Raw genomic sequence first — 21,223 nt, 5'->3', positions numbered from 1 at the left:
CGGCAGCACGCTGCCTCCGGGCCCACGTTTGCCCTTCCCCTTCGGGTTTGAACCGGAGAGGGAAGAGCCCCCGCAAAAAGGGAATATTCACAAGGAAGCGTGTCATGCTCTACAGGGTGGAAACCGGCCCCCACGCCGGAATGGACGATACGCAGGGGCGTAAGACGGCCCTGCGGCTGCGCAAGGATCTCGACCTGACCGTGGCCGCCGTGCGGCAGACCAAGGTCTTTACCGTGGACGGTCTGGACGCGCCCCAGGTGCAGCGCCTGCTGGACGAAGGCGTCTGGCACGACCCCATTCTGCAGCAGGCGGCGCTTACCCCGCTGCCTTTGGCGCAGCCCGCGCAGTGGTTCGTGGAAGTGGGCTTTCGCCCCGGCGTCACGGACAACGAAGCCCGCACGGCGCGGGACACGGCCGCTCTGGTGCTGGGTCTGCCGCGAGAAGGCCTGCGCGTCTATACCTCGGTGCAGTACCGCATCAGCGAGGACCCCGCCGCGCCCCTGCGCCGCGAACAGGTGGACGCCCTGGCCCGCGACCTGCTCTGCAATACCCTGATCCAGCGCTATCGCGTCAAAAGCGCGCAGGAATGGCAGGCGGCCCCCGGCTTTGAGCCTCAGGCCGCCAAGGTTACGGGCGCGGCCGACGCCACGGTGGAAACCGTGGCCCTCTCCGCTATGGACGACGCGGCCCTGCAACGGGCCAGCCGGGAAAACACCTGGGCACTTAATCTTACGGAGCTGCACCGCATCCGTGCGCACTTCACCGGGCTGGAGGAAGCCGCCCGGCGCGCCGCCCTGCAGCTGCCCGCCGACCCTACGGACGTGGAAATGGAAGTGCTGGCCCAGACCTGGTCCGAGCATTGTAAACACAAGATTTTCGCCGCGCGTATCGACTATACGGACGCGGATACGGGCCGCCGCGAGGTGGTGGACAACCTCTACAAAACCTGCATCCGCGACGCCACGGCCATCCTGCGGGAGCGCATGGGCGAGAAGGACTATTGCAAGTCCGTGTTCAAGGACAATGCAGGCGTCATTGCGTTTATCAACGGCTACGACGCCTGCATCAAGGTAGAGACGCACAACAGCCCCTCGGCCCTGGACCCCTACGGCGGGGCGCTTACGGGCATTGTGGGCGTGAACCGCGACCCCATGGGCACGGGCATGGGCGCGGAATTGGTCTGCAATACGGATGTGTTCTGCTTTGCCTCGCCCTTTTATGACCAGCCCCTGCCCCCGCGCCTGCTGCACCCCCGCCGCGTGCTGGAAGGCGTGCGCGAAGGCGTGGAGCACGGCGGCAACAAGTCCGGCATTCCCACGGTCAACGGCTCTCTGGTCTTTGACCAGCGCTTTCTGGGCAAGCCCCTGGTCTTTTGCGGCACCGTGGGGCTGCTGCCTGCAGAAATCAACGGCCGCGCCGGCTGGTACAAGAAGGCCGAGCCGGGCGACGTCATTGTCATGACTGGCGGCCGCATCGGCAAGGACGGCATCCACGGGGCCACCTTTTCCTCCGAAGAGCTGCACGAAGGCTCCCCGGCCACGGCCGTGCAGATCGGCGACCCTATTACGCAACGCAAGATGTATGACTTTATTCTGCGCGCGCGGGATATGGGTCTGTACCACGCCATTACGGACAACGGCGCGGGCGGCCTCTCGTCCTCCGTGGGCGAAATGGCCGAAGATACGGGCGGTTGCGTGCTGGACATCGCCAAGGCCCCCCTCAAGTACGACGGCCTGCGGCCCTGGGAGATCCTGCTCTCCGAGGCGCAGGAGCGTATGACCCTGGCCGTGCCCCCGGACAAACTGGAGCAGTTTCTGGAGCTGGCTGCCCGTATGGACGTGGAGGCCACGGCCCTGGGCTACTTTACGGAATCCGGCTGCTTTGAAGTGCGCTACGGCGAACGCGTGGTGGCCTCGCTGGATATGGACTTCATGCACAACGGCGTGCCCCAGCTGCACCTGGAAGCCCAGTGGAGCGCGCCCGAAGTGCGGGACATCCGTGTGGACGTGGCGCAGGTGGAGCAGGGGGCCTTTTTGCAGCGCATGCTGGGCAGGCTGAACATCTGCTCCAAGGAATACATTGTCCGCCAGTATGACCATGAGGTGCGCGGCGGCAGCGTGGTCAAGCCCATGGTGGGCGTCAAGCGCGATGGTCCGTCAGACGCGGGCGTGCTGCGGCCCCTGCTGGAATCGGACGCCGGTCTGGTAGTTTCGCACGGCATCTGCCCCAAGTTCAGCGACTACGACGCGTACTGGATGATGGCCAATGCCATGGACGAAGCCATCCGCAACGCCGTGGCTGTGGGCGCCAACCCCGACGCCCTGGCCGGGGTGGACAACTTCTGTTGGTGCGACCCGGTGGTAAGCCCGTCCAACCCCGATGGCCGCTACAAGCTGGCCCAGCTGGTGCGGGCCTGCCGTGCCCTGCGGCAGTTCTCCCTGGCCTTCGGCGTGCCCTGCATTTCCGGCAAGGATTCCATGAAGAACGACTACACCGGCGGCGGGGAGCGCATCTCCATTCCGCCTACGGTGCTCTTCTCCGTACTGGGGGTCATGGGCAACGTGACGGCGGCGCAGACTTCAGATTTCAAGCGTCCCGGCGACCTCATCTATGTGCTGGGCGGCACCTGGCGCGAAATGGCGGGCAGCGAGGCCGCCGACGAGCTGGGCCTCAAGGGCGGGCGTGTGCCCCATGTGGACGCCGCCACGGCCCTGCCGCGCTACCGCGCCGTCAACGCCCTTATGGGGCAGAAGGCCATTGCCGCCTGCCACGACTGTTCCGACGGCGGCCTGGCTGTGGCCCTGGCCGAGATGTGCATTGGCGGGCGTCTGGGGGCCGAGGTGGACCTGAACGCCGTGCCCGCTCTGGAGGCCATGAACCTGACCGAACTGCTTTACAGCGAGTCGGCCAGCCGACTGGTCATCAGCGTGCGGCCGGACCTGGGCATGATTTTTGACGCCCTGGGGCAGTGGCAGCTCTGTACCCGCATCGGCACGGTTACGGAGGACGCACGGCTGACCCTGCGCAGCGGCGACAGCCTGCTTTGTGCTGCGCCCGTGGAGGATCTGGCCAAGGCCTTCAAGCGTACCCTGGACTGGTAGCGGCAGGGGCCGACGCGCTGACTGCTGCAGAAGGCAGGGCAGGGGGGGCGCTGGCTGCGGGAGAATAGCGGGCCTGGCGCGGCAGGGATGGCGGGACCGGAGGTTGGTCGTCCCGCTGCAGCAAAAACAGCCTTTTTTGCGCCAAACGGCGTCAGCGGCGGATTTTTGCTGCCCACGGATTTGGGGCAATCCCGGCGAGAAAGCGTTTTGATGCTGACCGCCCCGGCCACATTGGTCGGGGCGGTTCTTGGTACTTCCCTGTGGGGGGAGGAACAGCGAAAAACTGTTACAGAGAAAAAATCAGGAAACCGGCCTGGCAGGGCCGTGGGCGGCGGGCAGGCCAGGGCTGGCGGCAGGCATGGACGTGGTAGGGTGCGGACGCAGAGTCTCTTGCGGCGTGGCGGCCGGGGCGGAGGAGCCCTCTGGTCCGGCGTGCGTCGCGTCGGGTCGTCCCTCTGTGGGGCTCTGGGCATCAGCAGGGCTTTGTGCCGCAGCCTGTCCCTGTGCTGCGGCCTGAGAGGCTGCGGCGGACGTATCCTGCAGCCAAGGGCGGCTGCTGCGGGCCAAAGGCACGGGCGTGGATCCGGCGGGGTAGCTGGCAGGGGGCAGCTCTTCCGCCTGACGCACACCGTGCACCTCATGCGCGGCGGCGGGCATTTCCGCGTCGGCCGGGGGCAAGGGGCGGGGCGTACGGCGGGTCATGAGCATGCCCGGTTCCGGATCCAGAAGCCCTTCCAGATAGTCGCTCACGGTAACAAAGCGCTGGCAGCCGCCTGCCCGCAAGTCGCGGATGATGCGGGGCAGGTCGTCCACCGTGCGTTTGTGCGTGTCATGAAACAGAAAAATGCCCCGCAGGGTTCCGGGCTGGTAGACCGTGCCCAGAGTGGAGCGCAGGGTGGCATAATTGGCGGGCAGGCGCTGCCAGTCGCGGCTGTCCAGCGACCAGAGCAGAATAGAGAGCCCCAGTTCACCGGCCACTTTTTCCGTATAGGCGTCAAAGGCCCCGTAGGGCGGCCGCAGAAACACTGGCGCGGCCCCCAGGGAACGCAGCACGGCGTCGGTGCGGCGAATTTCCTCGGCTTTGCGCTCCGGTGAAGCCAGACGCAGATTGGGGTGAGAATAGGAGTGGTTGCCTACCTCATGCCCTTCAGCCAAAATGCGCCGGACGGTGTCCGGGTGGCGCTCGGCCTGGCTGCCCAAGAGAAAAAATGTGGCGGGGATGCCGTATTCTGCCAGCATATCCAGCAGTTGCGGCGTATTGACGGAAGGCCCGTCGTCAAAGGTGATGGCGCACAGATTTTCCCGCATGGGCTGGCGCATGATGACAGCGCCGTCCACCACCCGGGCGGGGGCCGCCTGAGCGGTCAGCGCCAGCAGGCTGCAACAGGCTGCGATGCCGATATATTTCAAAAGCGCTTGCATACCAGCCTCGGAAAAAAACATGGGACGGGGCAGAACCCGTCCTGGGGGCAGGTCTAGCACTCCCCACGGCGTACCGCAAGGCAGCGCGGTGCGATTTTGCCGCATTTGCGCGGTGGACGGGAGAAATAGCCAGAAAATTGAGGGTAATAAAAGAGTAAAAAAGTTTAAATTTTTTTACTTGGCAAAATTTTCTTGACGAAGCGGGGGCTTTTGCATAGAACTCTATCTCCGGGGCGGGCAGTTAGCTCAGCTGGTAGAGCATCGCCTTCACACGGCGGGGGTCACAGGTTCAAGTCCTGTACTGCCCACCAGCCCACCTTACGGAGCGGTAGTTAAGACGGTTATAACGCCGGCCTGTCACGCCGGAGGCCGAGGGTTCGAGTCCCTTCCGCTCCGCCAGAAGCCAAGCGCGGCACTGCGACCACATCGCGGTGCCGCGCTTTTTGGTTCCGCACCCAAGAACGGGGCAAGCGCCTTCTATAGCCGCTATGCCCCGTTCTTTGCGGCAGACCCTGCAGACCTCGTTTACGCCACCGGCAAAAAAAACTATATTGCCCAAGAGACATGGTAACGGCCTGCAGACGCGTGCGGCGCACGCCACGGCCCGTGGAGGAGGTGCCTTTTGCCACACGGACTTCAAGGCGCGACTGTGGAAACACCGTCGTGGAAGGTCGACCCCGGTCTGAACTACCTTCAGGCCTCCACACAAAAGGAACAGTTGTTCGGTCTGGACGCGGGTGGGCTGCTGGGGCGGCCCTTCCAGGAATTCATGGACCCTGCGGACGCCGCGAAAATTCCTGATCTGTTTTATCGTGAAGGGGCCCCGTGCGCTTTTGCGCATGTGGTGGTGCGCTATATTTCCGCCACGGGCTTTCTGCTGGTGGTGGAAATCAGTGGCGTGCCCCTGTTTGCCGAAGACGGCGCGCTGTTGGGCTTTCAGGGGGTGGAGTGCGACCTGGCCGCCCTGCCGGCCCGGACCGGGCAGGAAATGCCCGCGCTGGACACCATTTTTGGCCTGACCCCCATAGCCGCTTGCGTGGTGGGCCGGGACGGACGGCTGCTGGCCGCCAATGCCAGGCATGCCGTTCTATCGGGGCGGCCGCTCATGGAGGTCATTGGCCGGCACGTGAAGGATCTGCACCGGGAGAGCGGGGAAAAAATAGTCCAGGATTTCATAAAGCTGGATGCCGGCGGCCGCATCCCTGACCATGAACTGGCCATAGGCGACAGGGAATATCTTATTGCCGTGACCCCCATCACCAGCGCGATGAACAAAATCATCGCCATCTGCGTCATCCATCTGGACATTACAGAACGCAAACACCTTGAGCGTCAGTTGCAGGTAGCGAACCGCCGCCTGGCGGAACTGAACTCCAGGGATTACCTGACAGGCGTCTACAACCGACGGCATTTCGACGCTTCGCTTGCCCGCGAGGTGTCGCGATTGGGCCGGGCCGGCGGCGTGCTGAGTGTGGCGCTCATCGATGTGGACAATTTCAAGCTCTTTAATGACCGGTATGGGCATCTGGCAGGCGACCACTGCCTCACGGCCGTGGCCAAGGCCATGAGCGACAGCCTGCTCCGCGCTGAGGACAGGCTGTTCCGCTACGGAGGCGAAGAATTTGCCGTCCTTATGCCCCATACGGACGAAGAGGGCGCTCTGGTCATGGCAAAGCGTCTGCGCGACGCCGTCTATGCCCTCCAGATTCCTCATGTGGACAGCTCCTGGGGACGGGTGACCGTGAGCATTGGCCTTAAAACCATTGCTGCCGTTTGCGCCTACTGTGAACACAGTGCGGGCGAAGCCATCGTCATGGGAACGGACAAGGCGCTCTATCGGGCCAAGGCCAACGGCAGAAACGCCATAGCCTTTGCGGACAAGGTCTGCAGGATGGAGGAACAAAAATAGGGCATTGCAACGTTGCAAGGCCCTGGTGGTTACGTAGGCAGACGCCCGCCGTGGAGGCGCGGCTTCAGCCGTTGCGACGCAGGCGCTTGGCCCGTTACGACGGAGGAAGCTCCGGGCAAAGACAACAGTGCTGGCTACGGATGACGACAGCAGCGCTATGTAGTTGCGCGGGTAAGCGCCGGCACGGGGGCGCCGTAACTTTTGAGAATATACATTCTCAAAAGTAGTCTGCTCTGACAAAGCAGAACGTCGCAGCAGCGGCAGCCTTTTTGCGCTGCCCGCGGCAACGTTTTTTTGCTGCTCACGGGCTGCGCAAGGTTGTTTTCTGGCTTCTCAGCTGGCTGATGGTTGCTCCTTGATGCGGAACCAGCGCAGCCGCAAGGCGTTGCTGACCACAGAGAAAGAGGAAAGGGCCATGGCGGTGCCGGCGATCATGGGGGAGAGCATGGGGCCGCCAAAGGCGTGCAGCAGGCCGGCGGCCACGGGCAGGCCCAATATGTTGTAGCCAAAGGCCCAGCACAGATTCTGGCGAATATTGCGCATGGTGGCGCGGGAAAGGGCCAGGGCCGTGAGTACGGCCTCCATGCCGTCGCGCATGAGCACCATGTCGCCGGCTTCGGCGCTCACGTCCACGCCCGTGCCCACGGCCATGCCCACATGCGCCGCGGCCAGGGCCGGAGCATCGTTAACGCCGTCGCCCACCATGCCCACGATATTTCCTTCCTCCTGCAGGCGGCGCACATAGTCCGCCTTTTGTGCGGGCAGCAGGCCGGCGGCCACTTCGTCCACGCCGGCTCTGGCGGCGACGGCGCGGGCCGTGCGTTCGTTATCGCCGGTGAGCATGACCACGCGCACGCCCATATGGCGCAGCCGGGCCACCACGGAGGCCGATTCGGGGCGCAGGGCGTCGGCCAGGGCCAGCACGGCAGCCAGGCGGGCCTCGGCCCCCGCGCCCAGGGCCAGAAGCAGCGGGGTCTGGCCGGCTTCGGCCAGGGCGGCCAGATGGGCCAGCACGTCCTGCGGCACGCGCAGACCGCGTTCTTCCATAAAAGCGCGGTTGCCCACGGCCACGGTTTCCGCGCCCACTTTGCCGGCAATGCCCAGTCCGGGGCTGACCGCCACTTCGTCCACTGCGGCGGCAATCAGTTGGCGTTCCTTGGCGGCGGCCAGAATGGCATGGGCCAGGGGGTGCTCGGAGCGGGCCTCCAGGCTGGCGGCCAGACCCAGCAGGGCGTTTTCGTCCCATGCCGCCGCGTCGGGCAGCACGTCCAGGCCCGTAAGCACGGGTTTGCCCGTGGTGAGGGTGCCGGTTTTGTCCACGGCCAGCACGCTGATGCGTCCGGCCTGTTCCAGGGCCGCGCCGTTCTTGATCAGCACGCCCAACTGCGCGCCGCGACCCGTGCCCACCATGATGGACATGGGCGTGGCAAGGCCCATGGCGCAGGGGCAGGCCATGACCAGCACGGCCACAAAAACGGTGAGGGCTGTGGTGATGGGCTCGTTGCTGAAGATCAGCCAGGCCAGGGCGGCCAGCACGGCCAGCAGCATGACCGTGGGCACGAAGTAAAAGCTCACCTTGTCGGCCAGCCGGGCTATGGGGGCCTTGCTGCCCTGGGCCTCGCGCACCAGGCGGATGATGCGCGCCAAGCGCGTATGACCGCCCACGGCCTCGGCCCGCAGGGTGAGCGAGCCCTCGCCGTTGACGCTGCCCGCCACCAGCTTGTCGTCCGGGGCCACGGGCACGGGCATGGATTCGCCCGTCAGCAGGGAAACGTCCACGGCGCTGCGGCCCGTGAGCACCACGCCGTCCACGGGCACGCGGCCGCCGGGCTTGAGCAGCAGTGTGTCACCGGCGCGCACCTGGGCCAGGGGCACTTCGCGCGGGGCGGCGGCCGCGTCGGCGGGATCCAGCAGCAGGGCCGTTTCCGGGGTGAGGCTCATGAGCGCGCCCATGGCGTCCCCGGCCTTGCGTTTGGCTGTGGCTTCAAGAAACTGCCCCAGCTCAATCATGGTCAGCAGCACGGCGCAGGATTCGTAGTAGAGGTTCATGGCGCGGGTCATGGGCTCGGATCCGGCCAGCCCCAGGAGCGTGTTGCCCAGACTGAACAGGAAGGCCGCACCCGTGCCCACGGCCACCAGGCTGTCCATGGCCGGGGCGCGGCGCAGCAGGGCCACGATGCCGTCTTTGTAAAAATGGCGGCCCAGCCAGACCACGGGCAGGGTCAGCAGCAGCTGCACCAGCATAAAAGTGCGGGGCGCGCTGTGCGGGTCCAGCCAGGAGGGCAGGGGCAGGCCCACCATGTGCCCCATGGAAACCACCAGCAAGGGCACGGCAAAGCAGGCCATGGGGATCAGACGGCGCAGGCGGGCCTGGATGTCGGCCTGCGCGCGGGCTTTGTTGGCCGCAAACTCGGCGGAGGCGTTGTCCTCGGCGGCGGGGGCCGCCGTAAAGCCCAGGGCGGCCACGCGTTCCACCAGACTTTTGCTGACGGCGTCCTCTTCGCCCGGTCTGGTCCAGACTTCGGCCTTGGCCGTGGCCAGATTGACGCTGATTTTGTCCACGCCTTCCATGCGGCCCACCACCCGCTCAATACGCGAGGAGCAGGCCGCGCAGTGCATGCCTCCGATGTCGAAACGCAAGGGGCAGGCCCCTGCTTCCTTGTTGGCGCTCATGCAGACCTCCGTCTTGTCATTGACCGTGGCGGCGCGTATACTGCCGTCATCTGAAAATGAAAATTGTTTCCCAAGGAGGATATGATGAAAACGCTGAAAGTCAATGGTATGCGCTGCGGGCACTGCAAGGCCTCGGTGGAGGAAGCAGCGGGCAAGATTGCCGGCGTGAAAAACCCGCAGGTGGACCTGGAGGCCAAGGAATTGCGCTTTGAAGAAAGCGCGCCCGTGGATATGGCCGCCCTGCGCTCGGCCATCACCAATATCGGTTTTGACCCGGAATAAGGGTTTTTTTCTTCAACTGCCGTTTTTTTAGAGCAGTTAGCGAATGAAATGAGCTAACTGCTCTGCAAGGATTTTCTTGAAAATCCTTGCCACGAAATGCGAGAAGGCAGGCTTTTGCCTGCCGTAAGCGAGCATTTCAAGTGTTAAATGCTCTAAATAAAGGGAGCGAGGCGTCCGTCGCCTGACCGCCGCCCGGTCAACGCTGTTCCGGGCTGTTCCGGGCTGCGTCGCCGGTCCGGGCCTGGCCGTTGCGGCGGGGAGACGCTGTCGCCGCCTTGCCGTTTGCCGCCGAATATCGTAGGTATCGGCAATCACCTCCGGGCCCGGCGGCCATACTGCCGGGCCCGTAACGGCGGCAGCGGCATGCAAGACTTTTTTTCTTCTACCGGTTTGCGCGGGGGGCGTTTCCCGTTTTTATGGGCGGCGCTGGCCCTGGCGGTTTTTTGCTGCCTGTGGCCGCGGGCTGCGGCCACGGCCCCTGTGCCCGCGCTGGACTTTACCCTGGTGCGCCTGGGCGACGAGAGCGGGCAGGTGGTCTTGGTGGTGGGCGGCATCCAGGGCGATGAGCCCGGCGGCTTTTCCGCCGCCACGTTGCTGTCCACGCACTACACCATCCGCCGGGGCGGCCTGTGGGTGGTGCCAAATCTCAATTTCCCCAGTATTATCAAGCGCTCGCGTGGGCTCTACGGTGACATGAACCGTAAGTTCGCCCGGCTGGACCGGGGCGACCCGGAATACAGCGTGGTGCGTCGCATTCAGGATCTCATCCGGCATCCCAAGGTGGTTCTGGTGCTCAACCTGCACGACGGCAGCGGCTACTACCGTCCTGCCCATGAGGACAAGCTGCGCAATCCTGCGCGCTGGGGACAGTCCGTAATCATCGATCAGGAGCGCCTGCCGGGCGTGTTCATGGGCGATCTGGTCCATGAGGCGCGGCAGGCCGCCGCCGCCGCCAATGAGGGCCTGCTGGACCCCGGCCACCGTCTGCACGTGCACAACACGCGCACGGCCGAAGGCGACCGCGAGATGGAAAAAAGCCTTTCGTACTACGCCGTGCGCCAGGGCAAGGCGGCCTTTGGCCTGGAGGCCAGCAAGGAATTCCCCGTGGAGTTGCGCGCTTACTATCATCTGTGCATGGTGGAATCGCTGCTGCGCCAGGCCGGGGTGGAGTTTGCACGCGGCTTTGAGCTCAGCCCTCAGGGCGTGCGCGGGGCCCTGCTGGAAAATCTGGGCGTGTCCTTTGCCGGCAACCGCATTTTTTTGCCCCTGGAGGACGCGCGCCCGACCATCAATTATCTGCCCCTGCCCAAGGAGGCCTCGACCACGGCTGTGCCTTCCAAACCCATCATGGCCGTGCTGCCCTGCGAGCAAAACGACGGCCAGTACTGCGTGCACTACGGCAACCGCATGATCACGCTCATCCGGCCCGAATGGCGGGAGGTGGACACCAGCCTCGGCGGTCTGCGCGTGCGCGTGGACGGCCAGGACATGGACGTGCCTTTTGGCCAGGTGCTGGACGTGCGCGGGGAGCTGCTGGTACACCCGCAGCAGGGCGTGCGCGTCAACGCCATCGGCGTGGACAGCGGCCAGGCGGACGAAAGCGGCCTGACCCTGCGCCGCAAGGATTTTTTGCCCCGCTTTTCCGTGGACCGGCAGGGGTGCATTTTTCGGGTGGAGGCGTATAAAGGCCAGCGCTGCAGTGGCATGCTTCTGGTACGCTTCGTGACCGACGCACCCCGGCAGGCGCGCAACGCGCCGTTGCCCGACAGGCCGGGGCCGGAATCCGCCCTGGGGTTCTGAGGCGCAGGCGGTCGCCGTCCGTCCTGTCGCGGCGTGCGTTGGCGGGGCGGCAGGCCTCCTGGAAGCTGATTTTTGCGCCGCGGGCGTGCCCCTTTGCGGCAGAAGACGTTACGGGCACGACTTCGCTGCTGTGCCATTGTGCGGCCATACGTCAACGCGGGCGTCTGCCTGCATTGCAAAGGCATATCTGCCGCGGAAAAGGGTGAGGAGCATTTTGCAGTGAACAGCCATACTCTGCAGGTCTGCGTGGCCGGTGGCGGCAGCTGGGGCACGGCCCTGGCCCACCTGCTGGCCGTCAAGGGACATGGGGTCACCCTCTGGCTGCGGGATGCGGCCGTGGCCCAGGCCATTAACCGGCGGCATGAAAACCCGCGCTATCTGCCGGGCCGCGCACTCAGTCCGCGTCTTGCGGCCAGTACGGACCCGCAGGCCCTGGCCGCCGGCCTGGTGGTGTTGGCCGTACCCACCCAGCAGTTGCGCGCCTGGCTGACGGAACGGGTGGATTTTTTCCGTCCCGGCGTCATGCTGGTCAACGCGGCCAAGGGGCTGGAACTGGAAACCCTGTCCACCTGCTCCGGCATTGCGGCAAGCGCCCTGACCCGCGTGCGGCCGCGTTACGCCGTGCTTTCCGGGCCTTCCTTTGCGGCCGAGGTGTTGGAGGGCTTGCCCACGGCCGTGGTGCTGGCCTCGCGCCACCGGGCGCTGGGCCAGCGTCTGCGCGAAGTCTTTGCCGGGCCCACCTTCCGTTGCTATTCCAGCACAGACGTCACCGGCGTAGAGATGGGTGGGGCCCTTAAAAACGTCATGGCCATTGCTGCGGGCATCTGTGACGGCTTGGGCCTGGGGCACAACAGCCGCGCGGCCCTCATCACCCGTGGGTTGGCGGAAATGTGCCGTCTGGGCGTGGCGCGCGGGGCACGGGCACGCACCTTCATGGGCCTTTCCGGCCTGGGCGACCTCACCCTGACCTGTACGGGCGACCTTTCGCGCAACCGGCAGGTGGGCTTGCGCCTGGGGCGGGGTGAAGCTCTGGAAAGCATCACCGCCAGCCTGGGCATGGTGGCCGAAGGCGTCAAAACCACGGCCGCCGTGCACGCCCTGGCCCGACAACTGGGGGTAGATGCGCCCCTGACCGCCGCCGTGCACGCCATCCTTTATGAAGGACGGCAGCCGGCAGCGGTGTTGCGCGACCTCATGGGCCGCGACCTGCGGGAAGAATAAGCCGGGCGGACCGGAGAAAAACGTTTTGGCGGGCGGCCCCTGGTGTGGGACCTCCCGCCAAAAGTATTTCAGCGAAACAGGGGAAGGGGAGGATGGCAGGGCCCCGCGCCGCCGGAGCCTTTTGCACGAGCCTTTGCGATGTAATGCGTTATTTCCAGAGGCTGCCATACTTGGCGGCAATGCCGTCCGTGCGTTCCACGAGCTTGTCCACCAGGGCGTCGATATCTTCCGCGTTGACGGCACCCAGGTCGCGCGCCAGCAGATAGCCGAGATAGCCCTTGCCCTGTTTGAAGACCCAACTCACGGAATAGATCGAACCCACGCCCGGTCGGCCGGGAAACTCCGGCTTGGTGTCGAGCATGAGGTAGAGCTTGGGCACGTCTTTTTCCTCATCGTCGTTGAGGGCAAAAAGGCTGCTCTGGTTAAAGCGCTCCTTGAGCCGCGTGCCCAGACGCGCGCCGATGCTGTCCGAACCGTCCAAGGCCACGCTCACCGTGGTTACGCGGTCCAGGTGTTTTTCCGGTTTGTCCTGCACGGGTTTGCCCGCCTGGGGCTGGGCCGCCAAAGCTGCGCTGCAAAAAGCCAACGCGCAGACCAGGGTCAGGATGCCAAAAAGTTTTTTCATGCCGCATGTACTCCGCTGCGCTGAAGGTGCCCAAAAGCCGCGCCAAGGCGCGGCGCCGTTGCGTGATGCTGGGGCGTTGCCCGAAACGCAGTCTATATAATCTTTAAAAAAAGGCCAAGGGGCGGCTAGGCGCGGCTGCGTGCCCGCCCCCTTGAGCCGTACCCGCAAAGGGGCTACACTGCGCGCATATTTTGCAGCAAGTGAGGGCAACCGCCATGCAGCGTACCTTGATTGTGGACGTGCTGAACGCCGAAGCGCCTGTGGAAAATGTGGTCGTCTGCGGCTGGATCCGCACCCGTCGCGACTCCAGGGAATTTTCGTTTGTGGAACTCAATGACGGCTCCTGTCGCGGCAATCTGCAGTGTGTTGTGGATGCGGGCACGGCAGCGCACGAGGGCCTGGGCGAAGCCTCCACGGGAGCGGCCGTGAGCGTGCACGGCGCTTTGGTGGTTTCGCCGGGCAAGGGCCAGCGCTGGGAGGTGCGCGCCACCTCGGTAGAGGTGTTCGGCCAGGCCGATCCGGAAGCCTTCCCTTTGCAGAAAAAACGCCATTCCGACGAATTTCTGCGCGGTATCGCCCACCTGCGCCCGCGCACCAACAAGTACGGTGCGGCCTTTCGCATCCGGGCCGAGGCCGGATACGCGGTGCACGAATTTTTTCGCTCCCACCGGTTTGCTCTGGTGCACACCCCGGTGCTCACCGGGGCGGACTGCGAAGGCGCAGGCGAGATGTTCCGCGTGACGGCTCTGGAGCCGGGGCAGACGGATCTGAGCCGGGATTTTTTTGGCCGCCGCTGCAATCTGACCGTGTCCGGACAATTGGAGGCCGAAGCCCTGGCCACGGGGCTGGGTCGGGTCTACTCTTTCGGGCCCACCTTCCGGGCCGAAAATTCCAATACTCCGCGCCACGCCGCCGAATTCTGGATGATTGAGCCGGAAATGGCTTTTGCGGATCTGGATGACCTTATGGAACTGGGCGAAAGCCTCATCACGCATGTGGTTGATCACGTCCTGACCCACTGCGCCGAGGATCTGGCCCTGTTTGACAGCTTTGTGGACAAAGGCCTGCTGGTCAGGCTCAAAGGCCTGCTGGCGGCCCCTTTTGCCCGCGTGACCTATGGCGAGGCCGTGGAAATTTTGCGCAAGAGCGGCAAGAGGTTCATCTATCCCGTGGCCTTCGGCACGGACCTCCAGACCGAGCACGAGCGCTATTTGGCAGAGGATCATTTTGGCAGGCCCGTGGCTGTGTATAATTACCCCAAGGAAATCAAAGCGTTTTATATGCGCCAGAACGACGATGGGCGCACCGTGGCCGCAGTGGATATGCTGGTGCCGCGCATCGGCGAGCTCATCGGCGGTTCGCAGCGCGAAGAGCGTCTGGACAGGCTTACGGCCCGCATTGAAGAGCTGGGCCAGAAGCCCGAAGACTACTGGTGGTATCTGGATCTGCGCCGCTTCGGCAGCGTGCCCCACGCGGGCTTTGGCCTGGGTTTCGAGCGGTTGCTCATGTTGCTTACGGGCATGAGCAACATCCGCGACGTCATTCCCTTTCCGCGTACGCCGGGCAACCTGGAGTTTTAGGACGGCTCCCGCGCAGGGGGCGGGCGTCAGTTCCGGCCGCCGCAGGCGGCGGGGGGCAGGTGCGCTTCTTTGAAAAATTCTGCGGGCTGGAGGATGAGGACGTCCTCGCTGTTCTTGTCAAAGCGCAGGAGCCCCCGGCCTTGTGCCTGACGCAGGATTTTGTAGAGGGAAATGCGGTGCATGCCCAGCAGGTCGGCCATTTCGCGGTAGGACATGTCCCGCCGGGCACGCAGGGGCTGCGAGCCCGGCACAATGCGCGAAGCCAGGAACTTGCAGACGCGGGTCATCTGGGATTCTAGGCTCAGCGAAACCACCTGCTGCGACAGCAGGGTCACCTTGAAGCTGAAACTGTGGCAGAGGTTGAGCAGCAGCTCCGGCTGCCGCGCGCCCAGCCGCAGCACGTCCTCGACGCTGAAGGCGCAGAGGTAGCTGTCCTCCACGCATTCGTGATAAAAACGGGCGTCGCCCATGATGCGCATGTCCATGCCGCCATTTATGGCAAACAGGGGCGTTTCGTTAAAGCAGCAGCCGTCGCGCAGATACCAGAGCGTTTTTTCGCCGCCTTCCTCCGCCAGGGCCATGAGCCGTACCCGGCCGCTGACCACAAAAAACATCTGCGGCACGTCGTCGTTAAATTTGTGGCCTTTTTTCCACAGTCTGGGCCTGGCCGGCGCTACCGTGCGCCAGCACATGTTCTGCCCAACGAGTTCGGTGAAGGACATGCGTTTCTCCTTGCCCTCGAGGCGGTCGTACCCCCAGTATATGTGAAGCAAAGGACAAAACCAAATGGCGGCTTCCAGCCTTGCTGTCAGCCCCGCGTTCACGATTGGAGGCAGTTTACGCCCCTCTTTTTGTGAATAATGTTGCGAGCACAACATCCGGGCCCGCTTCCCCGCCATACCATGTCCCATGCAGCACAAAGCCGCGGGGCGCAAGGCCCGCGACGCTACCACAATGGAGGTTCTTATGGGGCATCCCACCATTTATCCCACCGGCGTCACTCTGTACAATCCCGACAAGGCCTGGAACGGCTTCACCATTATTCAGGCTCCCGACAACGGGGCCCTGCTTCTGGGCATGAACGGGCATGAAATCCGCATGTGGAAAGATGTGCACGGCTTTCCCAATAAAATGTTCCCTGGCGGCATGCTCATGGGCAGCACCGGCACCAGGCACCCCAAGCACGGCCTGCAGGACCAGCTGGACCTGGTGCAGATCGACTGGGACGGCAATATCGTCTGGAAATTTGACCGGGCGGAATTTGTGGAAGACCCCGGCCAGGAGCCGCGCTGGATGGCCCGGCAGCACCACGATTTTCAGCGCGAGGGCAGCTCCACCGGCTACTATGCGCCCGGTTCCGAGCCCAGAATCGATTCCGGCAACACCTTGGTGCTTTGCCACCGCAATACCGTACAGCCCTACATCAGCGACAAAACCCTGGTGGACGACGTTATTTATGAAGTGAACTGGGAAGGCGACATTCTTTGGGAATGGGCCTGCTCGGATCATGTGGAAGAAATGGGCTTTTCAGAAGAGGCCCGCAACGCCATGTGCCGCGACCCCAACTACCGCGGCGGCACCCTGATGGAAGACGCCCCCGGCGTGGGCGACTGGATGCACGTCAACTCCATGTCCACCCTGGGCCCCAACAAGTGGTTCGACGCCGGGGACAGCCGCTTCCACCCCGACAACATTATCATTGACGGCCGCGAAACCAACATCATCCTGATTCTGGACAAAAAAACCGGCAAGATCGTCTGGCGTCTGGGTCCGGACTACAACCACACGCCGGAAGAAAAAGCTCTGGGCTGGATTATCGGGCAGCACCACGCGCACATGATTCCCCGCGGTCTGCCCGGCGAGGGCAACATCCTGGTTTTCGACAACGGCGGCTGGGCCGGCTACGGCGCGCCCAACCCCGGCGCGGCCCACGGCGTCAAGGCCGCGCAGCGCGACTACTCCCGCGTGCTGGAAATAGACCCCGTGAGCCTCAAGGTGGTCTGGCAGTACACCCCGCATGAGGCCGGCTTCCTTGTCCCGCTGGACGCCAGCCGCTTCTACAGCCCCTTCATCAGCTCGGCCCAGCGTCTGCCCAACGGCAATACCCTCATTTGCGAGGGCTCGGACGGCCGTATTTTTGAGGTCACCAGCGAACACGAGATCGTCTGGGAATACGTCTGCCCCTACAAAGGGCACATCAGCCTGCCCATGAACTGGGTGTACCGGGCCTACCGCCTGCCTTACGCCTGGGTGCCGCAGGCTGAAGCCCCCGCGGAAAAGGCCATTGAACCCCTGAGCGTCAAGGACTTCCGCGTGCCGGGCGCAGCGCCCTTTGGCCCCATGAGCACGGTTTCCGTCAAGGGCACCATCGGCTACTACAGCGGCGCGGGCCACTGCGTGGCCGCCACCGAGTAGCCTCCGGCCCGCCTCCTCCATATAAAGGCCCCGTTGCTGCCGACGGGGCCTTTTTGCATACTGGGCCCGCCCCCCCAAAAAAACTTTTTCGTCAAACAGAGGAACCCATGGCCAACATTACCGAAACCTATCTGGGCAACCGGCGTGTGGAATGCGTCCACACCTTGAGCGGCACCAAACTGTACACTACCCCCACCCCGGACCACGGCGGCTCCGGAGAGAGCTTTTCACCCACGGATCTTTGCGCTGCGGCCCTGGGGGCCTGCGCCATGAGCGTGCTGGCCACCTATGCCGAAAACCACGGCCTGGACGTGAGCGGCACGCGCCTGGAAATCGCCAAGACCATGACGGCCGGCAGCCCCAGCCGCATCGGCCGTCTGGAGGTCATTTTCCACATGCCCGCCCGGCCCTACAGCGCCAAGGAAAAAACCGTCATGGAGCGCGCGGCCAAAACCTGCGGCGTGCACCACAGCCTGCATCCGGCAGTGGAGCAGGTCTTCACCTTTGACTGGCCCGAAGCCGCGCCGCAGGCTTAGGGCAGTTAGCGAATGAAATGAGCTAACTGCTCTGCAAGGATTTTCTTGAAAATCCTTGCCACAAAATGCGAGAAGGCAGGCTTTTGCCTGCCGTAAGCGAGCATTTCAAGTGTTAAATGCTCTAGGTGTAGTGTTTCAATAGGTTGTTCACCCTCCCCAAATCGGTAAAGCTGGAGTTAACAGACAACAGCAAACCGAGAGGGGGAAAGGGTGAACAGCCATAAGAATGCCAAACTGACGGTTCGTAGTCGAGAAGAAATGGTGCGCCGGATGCGGGAAAAGGCGGCGCGCGGGATAAGGAGGTTTTTTGCCGCGCAAAGAGAACCCGTACAGAGCCTTGCGAGTAAAACGAACGCCGCTCCGGCGGCGGAGCGGCGTTTCAGAAAAAGCGCGCGAGAAATACAGCCGAGAGTGGCCGGGAGGCGGGGCAAAATCCGCCTCCCGGCCGCGGCCGACATCAGAACATGTAGCGGAAGGAGAGGGAAACCCGCCAGTTATCGCGGTATTGTGAATCTTCCACTCCGTTCCAGGTGTCGCTGTCCAGGTGCAGGTTCACATAGGCGGCTTCCAGGTTGACCAAGAAGTTTTCATAGAGCTTGTAGGTATTGGAGACGCTGAAATCCCAGGCATGGTCCGTGGTGGTCAGGTAGGCCATGGGGCCGTCCGCACGGGTGGGGTAGCTGGTCATATTGGCCTTGCGGGGCATCTGCGCGCTGTTGGTGCCCTGAAAATAGCCCACCTTTATGGTGTGGGTGAGGTCTTGAAGAAAGCTCAGGTCTTTGATGCCGACCACGCCGCCGGCCAGACCGCTGGGGTTGTGCCCCAGCACTTTCCAGGTGTTCAGGTCAAAAAAACCGCCGCCGAAGCCCAGGGGGGTCACGGGCCAGGCCGTATTGAACTGGGGCAGACGTTCCGAGCCATTGTAGGGGTTGTCGTCATCGCCGCTGCCGTACCATGCGGTGACGCCGGGCGTGCCCCAGGAACATTTGTAGTCCACACGCAGGGCCGCATACCAGCCTCTACGGGTCAGCTCAAAGGTCTTGTTCTGGGCGGCGGAAGCGCCGAAGCCCGTGTAGTTTTGCAGTTCGCCCATATCCACCGCGCCGTAGCTGAATTCGGCAGCGATGTTGAAGGGGGCCCAGAGGTTCAGCTCGGAGGTAAGGCCACCCCAGTAGCCGTTGCTCCAGGTATTGTGCGCACTGCGGTAGACTTTTTCAAAGGTGCTCACATAGTTGCCGCCGCTGCCCAGCACGGGCATGAGGCCGCCGCGGGGCGCGTAAATGGAGGGCTCCCGCTGGGCGGTATTGTCGTTGATGCCGCGCAGGCTGTTTTCACCCATAAGGGCGTACATGCCCCAGGGGGTGATCTTGAGGCCGGGCGCGGTGACGGGTATGCTCAGCCCGAACACGTCCAGATTGTCCAGATAGCCCGTTTCGTTCTTGCCGTACTTGGTCAGATCCGCATTGTCGTTGTACGGACGTCCCCAGAAAAACGCGGCTCCCACCTGGGCATCGCCCAGTTTAATCTGGGGGGCGCTCAGGCTTACCCCGGTGGTGTACTGGCCGTACACGGCGCTCCAGCCCGTTACATAGCCCGGCAGCAGCAGGGGTTGCATGCCCATGCGCACCTTGAGATCGGTTTTGGGCAGAACCCAGTCAAGATAGGCGTGACGCACGCCCAGATTCTGCGTGCCGTCCGCGCCCAGGGCCGCGCCGTCCTTGGCCGAGCCCCAGTTCATGGTGCCGGTGCCCACGGTAAACAGGACGCTGCCGGAGAGGTTTTCTCCGGCCACGGCGTCGATCTGCGTGCGCAGGCGCTCAATGGCGCCGAAGGTGTCCCTGCCGCCCACCCCCCTGGGCAGCACGTTGGACGTTTCAAAACTGACGTCAAAAGCGCCTTTGACTTTGAAATCCACGGCATTGGCAGGCTGCGCCCCCGCAAAAAGGACGCCGAGCGCGGCGGCCAGGGTCAGAAAACGACGGGCATAGTGCATGTGACCTCCTGTACTTTTAAGAACATTCCTTCCCGTTTTCCTCGTCATTGGCCTATTCATGCCTGTGGGCGCGGCGGCGCGACGTTGCGGCAGCAACGTTTTCAAGAATTAGAGGGTTTTTTCACAAACTATTTTTTATTAAAATAAATAATTTTATTTCAATAGGTTAAAATACTATTGTGAAAAAAACCGCAAAAAGGTTGCCGCCACAACATTGCCCACCCCTGTGCTGGCCTAGGTGGATACATGCACGCCATGTGCAAATTTTACCTTTCACAACCGGCCGCAGCCGCCGCAGCAGCGCGCGCAAGGAGGGGTCATGCAGGACGCACCACGCATCAGCAACAACTACTTTGACGGGCTCAAGGTCAGTGGACGACATAAAGTTGTGTTTTTCATCATCATGATCGCTTATTTCTGCGAGCAGATGGACAACTGGAACTTCGGCTTTATCGCGCCGGCGCTCATGCACAACTGGGGCCTGACCATGAAGGATCTGGGCCACGTCACCTTTTGGTACTTTGTGGCCATGACCTGCGGCGGTCTGGTGGGCGGCGTCATTTCGGACATCATCGGCCGGCGCAAGACCTTTCTTATTGCCATTACGCTGTTTTCCACCGCATCCATCATCAACGGCCTGACCGACAGCTTTCCCGTGTTTGTGGCCTCGCGCGCTGACGGGCTTTGGCGTATTTTGTCTTATGGTCTGCTCGCAGGCCTACATAGCCGAAATGGCCCCGGCGGAAAGCCGCGGCAAGTGGCAGAACACGGTGGCCGCCGTGGGTTTTTGCGCCGTGCCGGTCATTGGCATGCTCTGCCGGGCCATCATTCCTCTGCACGAAGAGGCCTGGCGGTATATCTTCTATATGGGCGGATTCGGCTACGTGGCGCTCATCATCGCCTGGAAGTATCTGGACGAGTCGCCCCGCTGGCTGGTGGCCCGCGGCCGGGTGGCCGAAGCCGAGGATGTCATGCGCGACATCACCGGGCAGAACATCGACCTTGCGGCGGCGGCGGCCAAGGTTCCGCCCCGCAAGGCCCCGCTCAAAGACGTGCTGTTGAGCATGTGCAGCAAAAAATACATCAAACGCACCATCGTCATCTTTTTGCTGGTCGTTCTCACCAATCCGGCGACCTTCCTGGTGACCAACTGGACGGCCACGCTGCTCAAGGCTCACGGTTTCAGTCTTGAAGACTGCCTCATGGCCACCACGCTTATTTCCATCGGCGTGCCCGTGGGCTGCTTTGTCTCCGGCCTGTTTTCCGACATGGGCGGCCGCAAAATCCCCATTGTCTGCATGCTGCTGTTCATGGCGGTTCTGGCGCCCATTTTCGGCAACGTGTCGGGCTACTGGCTGGTGGTGCTCATTGGCGGGCTGCTCACGGCGGGCGTCATGGGCATGGGCTTTACGGTGTTTTCGTATACGGCGGAGTCCTACCCCACCATGTCGCGCAACACGGCCACGGGCTTCCACGCCGCGTCGGGCCGGCTGGCCGTGGCCTTCAGTCAACCCTTGATTCCTGTTGTCTACGCAGCATACAGCTTTGACGGAGTGTTCTACATTTTTACCGCGCTCTGCATTGCCGCGGCGCTTATCCTGGGAATCTGGGGCGCGCGCACCGGCGGCAAGTCGCTGGAGGACATAGCCTGACCTTCATAGTCTGG

At 63.4% G+C, this 21,223-nt stretch carries 14 protein-coding genes, 2 tRNA genes and 1 pseudogene; 11 read left to right on the top strand and 6 right to left on the bottom strand.

Annotated features, from left to right (window positions below; translation table 11 throughout):
* The first annotated feature begins 104 nt into the window (after positions 1 to 104).
* Positions 105 to 3,101 carry an AIR synthase-related protein gene (locus J7I12_RS07295; protein WP_288908447.1) on the top strand — a complete coding sequence of 999 codons (2,997 nt, stop codon included), beginning with the start codon at positions 105 to 107 and terminating at the stop codon, positions 3,099 to 3,101.
* Between the two features lie 300 nt (positions 3,102 to 3,401).
* On the opposite strand, the gene J7I12_RS07290 is transcribed toward J7I12_RS07295, so the two are convergent.
* Positions 3,402 to 4,523, bottom strand: coding sequence for a polysaccharide deacetylase family protein (locus J7I12_RS07290; protein ID WP_302548458.1), 1,122 nt, complete (start codon positions 4,521 to 4,523; stop codon positions 3,402 to 3,404).
* Between the two features lie 235 nt (positions 4,524 to 4,758).
* Here J7I12_RS07290 and J7I12_RS07285 point away from each other — a divergent pair.
* The 3 genes from J7I12_RS07285 to J7I12_RS07275 all read left to right on the top strand — a co-directional run bounded on the left by J7I12_RS07285 (position 4,759) and on the right by J7I12_RS07275 (position 6,432).
* A tRNA-Val gene (locus J7I12_RS07285) sits at positions 4,759 to 4,834 on the top strand.
* An 11-nt stretch (positions 4,835 to 4,845) separates the two neighbouring features.
* Positions 4,846 to 4,922: transfer RNA gene (locus J7I12_RS07280), tRNA-Asp, on the top strand.
* A gap of 223 nt (positions 4,923 to 5,145) precedes the next feature.
* On the top strand, positions 5,146 to 6,432 hold the full coding sequence (locus tag J7I12_RS07275; RefSeq protein ID WP_498793451.1) for a sensor domain-containing diguanylate cyclase: 1,287 nt from the start codon (positions 5,146 to 5,148) through the stop codon (positions 6,430 to 6,432).
* Between the two features lie 333 nt (positions 6,433 to 6,765).
* On the opposite strand, the gene J7I12_RS07270 is transcribed toward J7I12_RS07275, so the two are convergent.
* A complete protein-coding gene (locus J7I12_RS07270; protein ID WP_118230234.1) occupies positions 6,766 to 9,105 on the bottom strand; it encodes a heavy metal translocating P-type ATPase in 2,340 nt (779 codons plus the stop codon).
* An 84-nt stretch (positions 9,106 to 9,189) separates the two neighbouring features.
* On the opposite strand from J7I12_RS07270, the gene J7I12_RS07265 reads away from it, so the two are divergent.
* The 3 genes from J7I12_RS07265 (at position 9,190) to J7I12_RS07255 (ending at position 12,408) form a co-directional block, all read left to right on the top strand.
* Positions 9,190 to 9,387 carry a heavy-metal-associated domain-containing protein gene (locus J7I12_RS07265; RefSeq protein ID WP_118230235.1) on the top strand — a complete coding sequence of 66 codons (198 nt, stop codon included), beginning with the start codon at positions 9,190 to 9,192 and terminating at the stop codon, positions 9,385 to 9,387.
* A gap of 363 nt (positions 9,388 to 9,750) precedes the next feature.
* Positions 9,751 to 11,187, top strand: a complete 1,437-nt coding sequence (locus tag J7I12_RS07260; protein WP_118230236.1) for a M14 family metallopeptidase — start codon at positions 9,751 to 9,753, stop codon at positions 11,185 to 11,187.
* Positions 11,188 to 11,421: 234 nt separating this feature from the next.
* Positions 11,422 to 12,408 carry an NAD(P)H-dependent glycerol-3-phosphate dehydrogenase gene (locus J7I12_RS07255; RefSeq protein WP_302548872.1) on the top strand — a complete coding sequence of 329 codons (987 nt, stop codon included), beginning with the start codon at positions 11,422 to 11,424 and terminating at the stop codon, positions 12,406 to 12,408.
* Between the two features lie 148 nt (positions 12,409 to 12,556).
* Here the strand turns inward: J7I12_RS07255 and J7I12_RS07250 are convergent, their stop codons facing one another.
* A complete protein-coding gene (locus J7I12_RS07250; protein WP_118230237.1) occupies positions 12,557 to 13,033 on the bottom strand; it encodes a hypothetical protein in 477 nt (158 codons plus the stop codon).
* A gap of 215 nt (positions 13,034 to 13,248) precedes the next feature.
* Between J7I12_RS07250 and asnS the strand changes: the two genes are divergently transcribed.
* A complete protein-coding gene (gene asnS / locus J7I12_RS07245; protein WP_302413352.1) occupies positions 13,249 to 14,613 on the top strand; it encodes an asparagine--tRNA ligase in 1,365 nt (454 codons plus the stop codon).
* A 26-nt stretch (positions 14,614 to 14,639) separates the two neighbouring features.
* Here asnS and J7I12_RS07240 read toward each other — a convergent pair whose 3' ends face one another.
* Positions 14,640 to 15,335, bottom strand: coding sequence for a Crp/Fnr family transcriptional regulator (locus J7I12_RS07240; protein ID WP_165450866.1), 696 nt, complete (start codon positions 15,333 to 15,335; stop codon positions 14,640 to 14,642).
* Between the two features lie 244 nt (positions 15,336 to 15,579).
* On the opposite strand from J7I12_RS07240, the gene J7I12_RS07235 reads away from it, so the two are divergent.
* Together J7I12_RS07235 and J7I12_RS07230 are read left to right on the top strand one after the other, a co-directional pair.
* Positions 15,580 to 17,028: an aryl-sulfate sulfotransferase gene (locus tag J7I12_RS07235; protein ID WP_118230240.1), complete on the top strand. Its 1,449-nt coding sequence runs from the start codon at positions 15,580 to 15,582 to the stop codon at positions 17,026 to 17,028.
* A 107-nt stretch (positions 17,029 to 17,135) separates the two neighbouring features.
* The gene (locus J7I12_RS07230; protein WP_118230241.1) at positions 17,136 to 17,564 is read left to right on the top strand and encodes an OsmC family protein; all 429 of its coding nucleotides are present in this window, start codon (positions 17,136 to 17,138) and stop codon (positions 17,562 to 17,564) included.
* 457 nt (positions 17,565 to 18,021) lie between these two features.
* Here the strand turns inward: J7I12_RS07230 and J7I12_RS07225 are convergent, their stop codons facing one another.
* Together J7I12_RS07225 and J7I12_RS07220 are read right to left on the bottom strand one after the other, a co-directional pair.
* Entirely contained in the window at positions 18,022 to 19,557 is a 1,536-nt protein-coding gene (locus J7I12_RS07225; RefSeq protein ID WP_118230242.1) for an outer membrane homotrimeric porin, read from the bottom strand.
* A gap of 166 nt (positions 19,558 to 19,723) precedes the next feature.
* Positions 19,724 to 20,062: a hypothetical protein gene (locus J7I12_RS07220; RefSeq protein ID WP_270229314.1), complete on the bottom strand. Its 339-nt coding sequence runs from the start codon at positions 20,060 to 20,062 to the stop codon at positions 19,724 to 19,726.
* On the opposite strand from J7I12_RS07220, the pseudogene J7I12_RS07215 reads away from it, so the two are divergent.
* Positions 19,961 to 21,209: pseudogene (locus J7I12_RS07215) on the top strand (MFS transporter). The gene J7I12_RS07220 and the pseudogene J7I12_RS07215 sit on opposite strands and share 102 nt — an antisense overlap.
* The last annotated feature ends 14 nt before the right edge of the window (positions 21,210 to 21,223 follow it).

The sequence above is a fragment of the Desulfovibrio diazotrophicus genome, from assembly GCF_902498985.2.
Lineage (GTDB): Bacteria > Desulfobacterota > Desulfovibrionia > Desulfovibrionales > Desulfovibrionaceae > Desulfovibrio > Desulfovibrio legallii.
The sequence above is the reverse complement of the archived record's forward strand: the minus strand, read 5'-3'. Positions and strand labels throughout refer to the sequence as shown.

What these genes read in the sequence shown, in the direction of transcription:
- J7I12_RS07295 (WP_288908447.1), top strand. Translation starts at nt 105, where the DNA reads ATGCTCTACAGGGTGGAAACCGGCCCCCACGCCGGAATGGACGATACG.
- J7I12_RS07290 (WP_302548458.1), bottom strand. Translation starts at nt 4,523, where the DNA reads ATGCAAGCGCTTTTGAAATATATCGGCATCGCAGCCTGTTGCAGCCTG.
- J7I12_RS07270 (WP_118230234.1), bottom strand. Translation starts at nt 9,105, where the DNA reads ATGAGCGCCAACAAGGAAGCAGGGGCCTGCCCCTTGCGTTTCGACATC.
- J7I12_RS07265 (WP_118230235.1), top strand. Translation starts at nt 9,190, where the DNA reads ATGAAAACGCTGAAAGTCAATGGTATGCGCTGCGGGCACTGCAAGGCC.
- J7I12_RS07260 (WP_118230236.1), top strand. Translation starts at nt 9,751, where the DNA reads ATGCAAGACTTTTTTTCTTCTACCGGTTTGCGCGGGGGGCGTTTCCCG.
- J7I12_RS07250 (WP_118230237.1), bottom strand. Translation starts at nt 13,033, where the DNA reads ATGAAAAAACTTTTTGGCATCCTGACCCTGGTCTGCGCGTTGGCTTTT.
- asnS (WP_302413352.1), top strand. Translation starts at nt 13,249, where the DNA reads ATGCAGCGTACCTTGATTGTGGACGTGCTGAACGCCGAAGCGCCTGTG.
- J7I12_RS07240 (WP_165450866.1), bottom strand. Translation starts at nt 15,335, where the DNA reads ATGTCCTTCACCGAACTCGTTGGGCAGAACATGTGCTGGCGCACGGTA.
- J7I12_RS07235 (WP_118230240.1), top strand. Translation starts at nt 15,580, where the DNA reads ATGGGGCATCCCACCATTTATCCCACCGGCGTCACTCTGTACAATCCC.
- J7I12_RS07230 (WP_118230241.1), top strand. Translation starts at nt 17,136, where the DNA reads ATGGCCAACATTACCGAAACCTATCTGGGCAACCGGCGTGTGGAATGC.
- J7I12_RS07225 (WP_118230242.1), bottom strand. Translation starts at nt 19,557, where the DNA reads ATGCACTATGCCCGTCGTTTTCTGACCCTGGCCGCCGCGCTCGGCGTC.